Origin of the sequence: Erwinia sp. V90_4, from assembly GCF_029967685.1 — a bacterium.
GTDB lineage: Bacteria > Pseudomonadota > Gammaproteobacteria > Enterobacterales > Enterobacteriaceae > Erwinia > Erwinia aphidicola.
Window position 1 is genome coordinate 73,110 of the sequence record NZ_JASCAQ010000039.1, and the last position, 8,645, is coordinate 81,754.

An 8,645-nucleotide genomic window follows, 5' to 3' on the forward strand; every position below is an offset into this window, starting at 1 on the left:
CCGTAACGATTACTCGTTGATACGCGGATGCTGATCCACCAGGCGGGAGCGCTTGGCTTCCAGCTCGGCGATCTGCTCGCTGATATCTTCGATTTTGTGCTCGATGTTGTCGTGGTGTTCCTGCAGGATCTCTTTGGCTTCTGCCATATCAGAGGCTGCCGGAGTGGCACCGCGCAGCGGCATATTGGCCGTTTCCTTCATCGTGATGCCGGTGATTAAACCAATCACCGCCACCACCATCAGGTAGTAAGCCGGCATATACAGATTGCTGGTCGCTTCTACCAGCCATGCGGCGGCAGTTGGCGTCAGGCCGGCAATCAGCACCGAGATATTGAAGGCACTGGCCAGCGCGCTGTAGCGGATATGCGTTGGGAACATCGCCGGCAGTGAGGAAGCCATTACGCCGGTGAAGCAGTTGAGGATCACCGCCAGAATCAGCAGACCGGCAAAAATCAGCCCCATCACGCCGCTGTTAATCAGCATAAAGCAAGGCACTGCCAGCAGCAGCAGCGCGACACTGCCGATAATCACGAACGGACGACGGCCAAACTTATCGCTCATCAGGCCCATAACGGGCTGGACAAACAGCATACCCAGCATGATGGCGATGATGATCATCACGCCATGGTCTTCCGAGTAGTGCAGATTATGCGACAGGTAGCTCGGCATGTAGGTCAGCAGCATGTAGTAGGTGACGTTGGTGGCAATCACCAGACCGATACAGGCCAGCAGGCTTTTCCAGTGTTTGGTGGCAATCTCTTTGAACGAGACTTTCGGGCCGTCGGCCAGGCCTTCACGGTCGCCCTGCTCCAGTTTATCCACGTGCTGCTGGAACGCCGGGGTCTCTTCCAGCGCATGGCGCAGGTAAAGGCCGATGATGCCCAGCGGCAGCGCAACGAAGAACGGAATACGCCAGCCCCAGTCGAGGAAGTTCGCTTCACCGATAACGGCTGAAATCAGCACCACCAGTCCGGCACCGAGCACGAAACCGGCAATTGAACCGAAGTCCAGCCAGCTGCCCATAAATCCACGCTTACGGTCCGGTGAGTATTCGGCAACGAAGATTGAAGCCCCGGTGTATTCACCGCCGACCGAGAAGCCCTGTGCCATTTTGCACAGCAGCAGCAGGATCGGTGCCCAGATGCCAATGGAGGCATAGGACGGGATCAGCCCGATACAGAAGGTACTGACTGACATAATGATGATGGTGATCGACAGGATTTTCTGACGACCATACTTATCGCCCAGAGCGCCAAAGAACAGGCCGCCTAATGGACGGATCAGGAAGGGAACGGAGAAGGTTGCCAGGGCGGCAATCATCTGTGTGCCCGGGTCAGCTCCCGGGAAGAATACCTGGCCCAATGCATAGGCCACAAAGCCGTAAACGCCGAAATCAAACCACTCCATCGCGTTGCCGAGTGAGGCCGCGGTAATGGCTTTACGTAATTTGGTGTCATCAATAATGGTGACGTCTTTAATCCCAATAGGCTTAACACGCTTCCTACGTAGCTTCATATAAAACACCCTGTAATTATCTGTTTCACAAATAAAAATTCACACGACAAAGGTCAGGCCCGCGCTGTCTGCCTGACCGGTCACGGGTGAAAAACCTACAGCAAAATGCGCCATCGTCAGCCATGCAGAAACGTTGCATGTAGCACGTCCGCGCACTTTGCCCGCATACAGTATATCTGTTCCTGGCGAGGTCACATAATTTCGCTCAGAAACAGCGGGGGGAGGGATGACGACTAACGGCATTTTCCCCCCGGGAACTGGGGTGAACCTTCCGCGGCTGGCGTCAGTAGAGGTTATCGCGGCTTATTCTCCTGCTGCTTAACCCAGTTGAGCAGCGCGGCATTGTCCAGCGGGCGGGCGTAGTAAAAGCCCTGGATAAACGCCACCCCCTGTTTTTTCAGGTATTCAAGCTGCATCGCATTTTCCACGCCTTCTGCCACCACCTCCAGCGCCAGACGGTGCGACAGCTGAATAATGGCGTCCAGCACCGGCGTTTCGCCATCAACCGCTTCAATCGCATTGACGAACCCTTTATCAATCTTCAGATAGTCGATCGGGAAGGTTTGCAGATAGCTCAGCGAGCAGTGACCGGTGCCGAAATCGTCGATTGCCACGTGCATCCCTTCCTGACGCAGCTCGGCCAGCTTGCGCGCCACCTCGGCGCCGTCGACGATCAGGCTGCGCTCGGTCAACTCCAGCGTAATCGCCAGTTGCAGATGCGCGACGCTGGCAGCGAACTGGCGAATGTCGCTAACGAACGCCTCATGCTGTAAATGCTCTGCCGCCACGTTAATACCGATATGAAATCCTGGCGACACTTGCCAGCTGGCGCAGTCTTTACTCACTAACGCCAACAGATGGCGGGTGAGCGGAACGATCATGCCTTCCTGTTCGGCGGCGGCGATAAAGATATCCGGGCGCACCCAGCTGCCGTCGGAGCGCTGCCAGCGCATCAGCGCTTCGGCTCCGGCCAGCGATTCAGTTTGCAGATTCATCACCGGCTGATAATTTACCGAGAACTCATCGCGGCTAATGGCGCGGCGAATTTCATCACCCCACGAGCTTTTCCGCTTCAGCCAGCTGCTGGTCAGGGCCATAAACAGCAGCGAGAGGATAATTGCCATCGGCAGGAAGGTGAACAACACCTGCCGCCAGCTTAGCAGCGCTTCAGAGCGCGGGGCGGTAATGCTGATGGCAATCGGGTAACGCTCAGAGCTACGGCGGTAGATGCTGTTACCGAGGATACCGGGCCGATCGTTCTGCATTTCACCGCTAATAATGCGGTAGCCACCGCCAAAACGCATGGCGATATGGTAGCCGTGGCGGGTACCGGCAGCCTGCATAACATCTATCAGATACTGACCATCCACCACGGCATAAGTACCGAAGCCGTTGGGGATTTCACGCATAAACACCACTGCCGGACGGTCCTGGACGCCGAAAGTCCCCGCCACCGACAGGCTCCACCAGGCTTTACGCAGGGCCGGCATTGGTTGACGCATCATGGTTTCCAGCGTGCCCCGGGTATCGCCGAAGGCCGAGGAGCAGAATACGGTGTCATCCTGCGTTACGCCGACGGAACGGAAATAGGGGTACAGCGTGCCAAATTGCTGAAGCTTGAACTTAATCTCGTTACAGCTGCGGTTATTGAACTGGCGCAGGCGGTCAGACATATTCCACGCCATATCGCTGATATGTTCCGCCTGGCTTAGCAGCATGGAGGCGGTGACCTCCTGCTGACGTTTCACCGCCTGGCGCGCCTCAATAAAGGTGAAGATCAGGCACAGGATCAGCGGCAGCAGCCCGGCGATGACCAGCCATAAACGCTCATACTTTGGCTTTATGATTGCTTGCAAGCTGATCCCCTGTGGGCGCGGAAGGGCGCACGAATAGTCCGCAATGGCGGGAAATGGTCGGTTTTACACCGCATGTTATCAAGTAATTATCGACACCCTGCATTAAACAATTAAAAAATTTGCATAACAAATATGAATACTGCCAGTAAATGCCAGAAAGAGGCGAGAAGCCTTGTCGCCGCCGACAGGCAGGCGTAGTTTGGTTTTTTCGCGAGATGAAAGGGCAAGATAATGAAGATGAGCGACATTCCTTTTGGCACCACGGCCTGGTCAGCACTGGAAGCGACGGAACATCCGGGTGAGAAGGGCACGGCATGGTGGCGCACGCAGCAGTTTGGCGCGGTGCGGGTGAGGATGGTGGAGTACACCGCAGGTTACCTGGCCGACCACTGGTGCAGTAAAGGCCATATCCTGCTGTGCCTGTCCGGCGAGCTGCATACCGAGCTGAAAGATGGCCGCGTTTTTACCCTGACGGCGGGCATGAGTTACCAGGTGGCGGATAATGCGGAAGCGCACCGCTCGTGGACTGACAACGGTGCGCATCTGTTTATCGTCGACTGACCCGTCATACTTCAAGCCGCAGATGCGCTGGCTGCGTTCACCTACCCCGCTTACAGTGCGGGGATGCGTGAACTTGCCGCCCTCCTGCCGCCAGAACTATTTCGCGTCAGAATTAAAGAAGATCTGCTTCAGCGCCAGCTCGACGCCGCGAATTTCCGCCAGCCCTTTCAGACGACCAATCGCCGAATAGCCCGGGTTGGTTTTTTTATGCAGGTCGTCGAGCATCTGGTGGCCGTGGTCCGGGCGCAGCGGAATAGCACGCTGATTACCGCTGCGGCGGCGCCTCTGCTCCTCGGCCAGAATCACCTTGATCACCCCCACCATATCGACATCCCCCGCCAGGTGCGCGGCCTCATGGAAGCTGTTGGGGTTCTCTTCGCGTTTGGTCGAGCGCAGATGAGCAAAGTGGATGCGGTCGGCAAAGGTCTCCGCCATCTTCACCAGGTCGTTATCCGCGCGCACGCCGTAAGAGCCGGTGCAGAAGGTAAAGCCGTTGTTTACGCTGTCGACGGTCTCTTTCAGCCACTGCATATCCTCAATGGTGGAGACAATGCGCGGCAGGCCGAGAATGGGGCGCGGTGGATCGTCCGGGTGCACCGCCAGGACAATGCCCGCTTCCGTCGCTACCGGCACGATAGCGCGTAAAAACTCCGCCATATGCTCGCGCAGTTTGGCGTGGTCGATACCGTCATACTGCGACAGCTGCGCCTGGAACTGCTCCAGCGTGTAACCCTCTTCGGCACCCGGCAGCCCGGCAATAATGTTGCGCGTCAGGGTCTCGACCTGCTGCGCGCTCATCGCCTTAAAGTACGCTGCGGCCTGCTGCTGCTCGTCCGCGCTGTAATCCTGCGCCGCGTTCGGGCGCTGCAGGATATGCAGCTCGAAGGCGGCAAAGGCGATATGGTCGAAGCGCAGCGCTTTCGCCCCATCCGGCAGCGCCCAGCCGAGGTCGGTGCGCGTCCAGTCCAGCACCGGCATAAAGTTGTAGCACACGGTGTCGATGCCGCAGGCGCCAAGGTTGCGCAGCGACTGCTGATAGTTGGCGATGTACTGTTTGTAGTCGCCGCGCTGGGTTTTGATCGACTCGTGGATCGGCACGCTCTCGACCACGGACCACACCAGGCCCTTCTCCGCCAGCAGCGCCTGACGCGCTTTGATCTCTTCCACTGGCCACACTTCGCCGTTAGGGATATGGTGCAGAGCGGTGACGATGCCCGTGGCTCCCGCCTGGCGGGCATCATCCAGCGATACCGGGTCATTAGGGCCGTACCAGCGCCATGTATGTTCCATGAGTTCTCCTTGATTAGTCTGTAATCGGATCTTTTACGATAAAGAAATAGGCCAGCGCCCCGGCAAAGGTCACGCAGGAGCAGATCACCAGCGCCATATTGAACGAGCCGGTGGTGTCGACCACCCAGCCGGTGACAATTGGCGCGAATGAGGCGCAGATAAAGCTGCCGAAGTTCTGAATACTGCTGACCGAGGCCACCATGCGCGACGGCGCCATCACCTGCACCAGCCCCCAGGCTGAGGTGCCGGCAAAGTGGACAAAGAACAGCGCCAGGCTGATAAAGCCCACGGCCATGGCGGTGGAGGTGGACTGCACTACCAGCAGGGTACAGGCGGCGGAGCAGACCAGGCCGAAGCAGATCAGCGCTTTACGGGTTTTTGCCAGCGCATAGCCGCGTCGCGCCAGGCGGTCGGCGACGGTGCCGTTGACCAGCATGCCGATGGAGCCAAACAGGAATGGGATTGCCGCCACCCAGCCGGTGCTCGCCAGGCTCAGCCCGCGCTCCGCCTGCAGATAGCCCGGCAGCCACGAGAGATAGAGCCAGCCGGTATAGTTGACCCCGCTGAAGCCGAGGATCATCCCCCACACCGTGCGCTTCTTAAATAGCGCCCCCCACTCCTTTAGCGACACGCGGGTTTTCTGCGACGGCTGCGTGTCCTGGTCAAGATACTGCTGCTCTTCGCTGGTCAGGGGAAAGCGGTCGCGGTTGCGATACCAGGCCACCCAGCACAGCGCTACCGCCACGCCCGCCACGCCGATAATCACAAACATCATGCGCCAGCCGAACGCCAGCATCAGCGCCACGAGGATCGGCGGGGCAAAGGCCTGGCCGAAGGTGGTGGAGGAGTTAAAAATGCCCATCGGCAGGCCGCGCTCGCGGGCGCTGAACCAGTCGTTGACCACTTTAACGCCGCTCGGCATAAACGGCGCTTCGCCGATGCCGAGGCCAATACGCAGCATAATAAAGTGGCTGAAGCTGTTCACTGCCCCGGCCATCGCCTGCATCACCGACCAGAACAGCAGGCCGCCGCCCAGCACGATGCGCGGACCAAAACGGTCCAGCAGCAGGCCGCTCGGCAACTGCGAGATGCCGTAAGAGAGCGAGAAGGCGGAGAGCAGCACGCCGAATTCGGTGGCGGACAGCCCGAGATCGTTGCGGATCGCCGCGTTGGCGATCGACAGCGATCCGCGATCGAGAAAGTTAATGATCCCGGCGGTGAACAGCAGTATCAGCGATACGGTTTGTATCCGTTTGATACGGCTGGTTTTTTGTAGAGGTGTTGCAAAGGTAGAAACCGTCATCGGTAATCCTTGCCGGCTCAGCGGCCGTTTATCGGTGTCGTTATAGGATTTTCCGGCCCAGTGGTCAGGCCGCTGGACCAGAGAATAAACGCTAATCACCTTACGGTTCCGTGATGGCGATCTCAGCACGGTAAATTTGGCGTGGGTTGGGTAGGGCAAACTCCTTCGTGCGTCGCGTGCGTTTGACGGGGCGAGGCATGCCTCGCCCGGCTGTGATAAGCTCAGCGCATCACTTTCCCCGCCAGGAACAGGTATGGATTTACCGACACTAAAAGTAGAGCGCCTATACCGGCAGATTTCTAACCTGCTGATTAACTGCATTAAGCAGGGACAGTTTCCGGCGGGCGCTATCCTGCCGCCGGAGCGGGAGCTGGCGAAGCAGCTCGGCGTCAGCCGCTCGTCGATCCGCGAAGCGCTGATTGCGCTGGAAATTACCGGCTGGGTGGAGATCCGCACCGGTAACGGGGTTTACGTCATGAACCCGCTGCCGCAGAGCGAGAGCGCCCCGGCAGAGGAGGAGTTCAGCCTCAAGGCGCTGATACAGGCGCGCCAGGTGTATGAAGCGATGACCGCGGAACTGGCGGCGCGCAACGGCAGTGATGACCAGCGCGCAGAGTTGCAGGAGATCACCCAGGATCTCATCCAGCTGCACGTGAATGACGACAAGTTTCTGCGCGAAGATAAGCGTTTCCACCTGCTGATTGCCGAGATGACCGGCAACGAGGTGCTGCGCGATATGATGGAATACCTGTGGAACAAGCGTAAAAGCTCGCGCTTTGTGCGCCTGGAGAGCCACTACGCCGAAAGTGATTTCCCGCGCGAGATGAATCAGGATCACGCCGATATTGCCGCGGCGATTATCGCCCGCGATGCCCCGCAGGCGCGCGCCTGCATGGAGCGCCATTTACAGCACGTGTATGACCGGCTGTTTATTGAATAGATCGTGGTAGGGGTCGGGCATGCCCGACCCGCGTTGATTACAGCGCTTTTCGTCCGTTACCCAGTAAAATCGCCAGCCTTCCGCCGCCCGGCGTGGTCTCCATCAGGATCTTACACACGCTGGTTAGCGGCACCGACAGCAGCATGCCGATGGGGCCAAGCAGCCAGCCCCAGAAGATTAGCGACAGAAACACAATCAGGCTCGACAACCCCAGCCCGCGCCCCATCACGCGCGGCTCCAGCAGATTCCCCAGCAGCATATGAATGGCGATAAACAGCCCCGCCACTAGCCCGGCATCCAGCGGCGTATTGAGCAACAGCGCCTGGAGCACCGGCGGAACTCCGGCTATCACCGGGCCGATATTAGGAATGAAGTTGAGCACAAAGGCCACCACGCCCCACAGCAGCGCAAACTTGACGCCGAGCGCCAGCAGCGCCAGCCACACCAGCACCCCGGTAAACAGGCTGATGAGGGTTTTCAGCGCCAGATAGTGCGTCACCCCTTTTAGCGCCTTGTGCAGCCCGGCGATGCGGATCTGCGGATTGACCAGGGCATAGCGCAGCTTGTACGGCAGGTGGTGCACCTCAAACAGCATGAAAATCACCGTCATCACCACCAGAATAACCTGCGCCATCGCCCCGGAGAACTGCCCAAGCATGGTCGTGGCGACGTCGACGATGGCGTTTGGATCCAGCCGCTGCGCCAGCGACTGCGCCGAAATATTAATGTGGAAGCGCCCGGCCAGATGCTGCACCACGGCCAGCTTCTGTTCCGCCTGCGCCTGGAGCTGCGGGTAAACCTCGCTGAACTCCTGCGCCGACCCGGCAATCATCAGACCGAGCAGCCCCAGCACAATAATAATCGCCACCGTCACCAGGCCGATCGCCAGCCCGCGCCGCACGCCGCGCCGCATCAGCCAGCTGACCATTGGGTTAAGCACGATGGCAAAGAACAACGCCAGTAAAAACGGCACGACGATCTCTGCGGACAGCTTAATCGCGCCGAGGATCACCATCAGCGTGGCCAGCTTCAGCAGGATATTCTGGCCGATCTTCTCCTGAAGTAAGGGTTTCATTGGTTCTCCGTTTTAAGCGTATGCGCCAGCCATTGTAGCCCCTGAAACTGCGCCTCTGACGACTTTCGGAATGATCACCCCTGGCGGGCGCGGCATGCCGCGCCC

At 58.7% G+C, this 8,645-nt stretch carries 7 protein-coding genes; 2 read left to right on the forward strand and 5 right to left on the reverse strand.

Annotated elements, in window-relative coordinates:
- Positions 1-9: 9 nt before the first annotated feature.
- Positions 10-1,515, reverse strand: coding sequence for a glycine betaine/L-proline transporter ProP (proP, locus tag QLG07_RS06610; RefSeq protein ID WP_282468825.1), 1,506 nt, complete (start codon positions 1,513-1,515; stop codon positions 10-12).
- 293 nt (positions 1,516-1,808) lie between these two features.
- Positions 1,809-3,371: an EAL domain-containing protein gene (locus QLG07_RS06615; protein WP_282468826.1), complete on the reverse strand. Its 1,563-nt coding sequence runs from the start codon at positions 3,369-3,371 to the stop codon at positions 1,809-1,811.
- 231 nt (positions 3,372-3,602) lie between these two features.
- On the opposite strand from QLG07_RS06615, the gene QLG07_RS06620 reads away from it, so the two are divergent.
- Positions 3,603-3,932, forward strand: coding sequence for a DHCW motif cupin fold protein (locus tag QLG07_RS06620; protein WP_048917766.1), 330 nt, complete (start codon positions 3,603-3,605; stop codon positions 3,930-3,932).
- A 96-nt stretch (positions 3,933-4,028) separates the two neighbouring features.
- Here QLG07_RS06620 and uxuA read toward each other — a convergent pair whose 3' ends face one another.
- Both uxuA and QLG07_RS06630 read right to left on the reverse strand, forming a co-directional pair.
- Positions 4,029-5,222, reverse strand: a complete 1,194-nt coding sequence (gene uxuA, locus QLG07_RS06625) for a mannonate dehydratase (protein ID WP_282468827.1) — start codon at positions 5,220-5,222, stop codon at positions 4,029-4,031.
- A 13-nt stretch (positions 5,223-5,235) separates the two neighbouring features.
- Positions 5,236-6,525, reverse strand: coding sequence for an MFS transporter (locus QLG07_RS06630; protein ID WP_282468828.1), 1,290 nt, complete (start codon positions 6,523-6,525; stop codon positions 5,236-5,238).
- A 253-nt stretch (positions 6,526-6,778) separates the two neighbouring features.
- Here QLG07_RS06630 and QLG07_RS06635 point away from each other — a divergent pair, with 253 nt between their 5' ends.
- Positions 6,779-7,465, forward strand: a complete 687-nt coding sequence (locus tag QLG07_RS06635; RefSeq protein ID WP_048917763.1) for a FadR/GntR family transcriptional regulator — start codon at positions 6,779-6,781, stop codon at positions 7,463-7,465.
- Between the two features lie 37 nt (positions 7,466-7,502).
- Here QLG07_RS06635 and QLG07_RS06640 read toward each other — a convergent pair whose 3' ends face one another.
- Positions 7,503-8,540, reverse strand: coding sequence for an AI-2E family transporter (locus QLG07_RS06640; protein ID WP_048917762.1), 1,038 nt, complete (start codon positions 8,538-8,540; stop codon positions 7,503-7,505).
- Positions 8,541-8,645 lie beyond the last annotated feature (105 nt).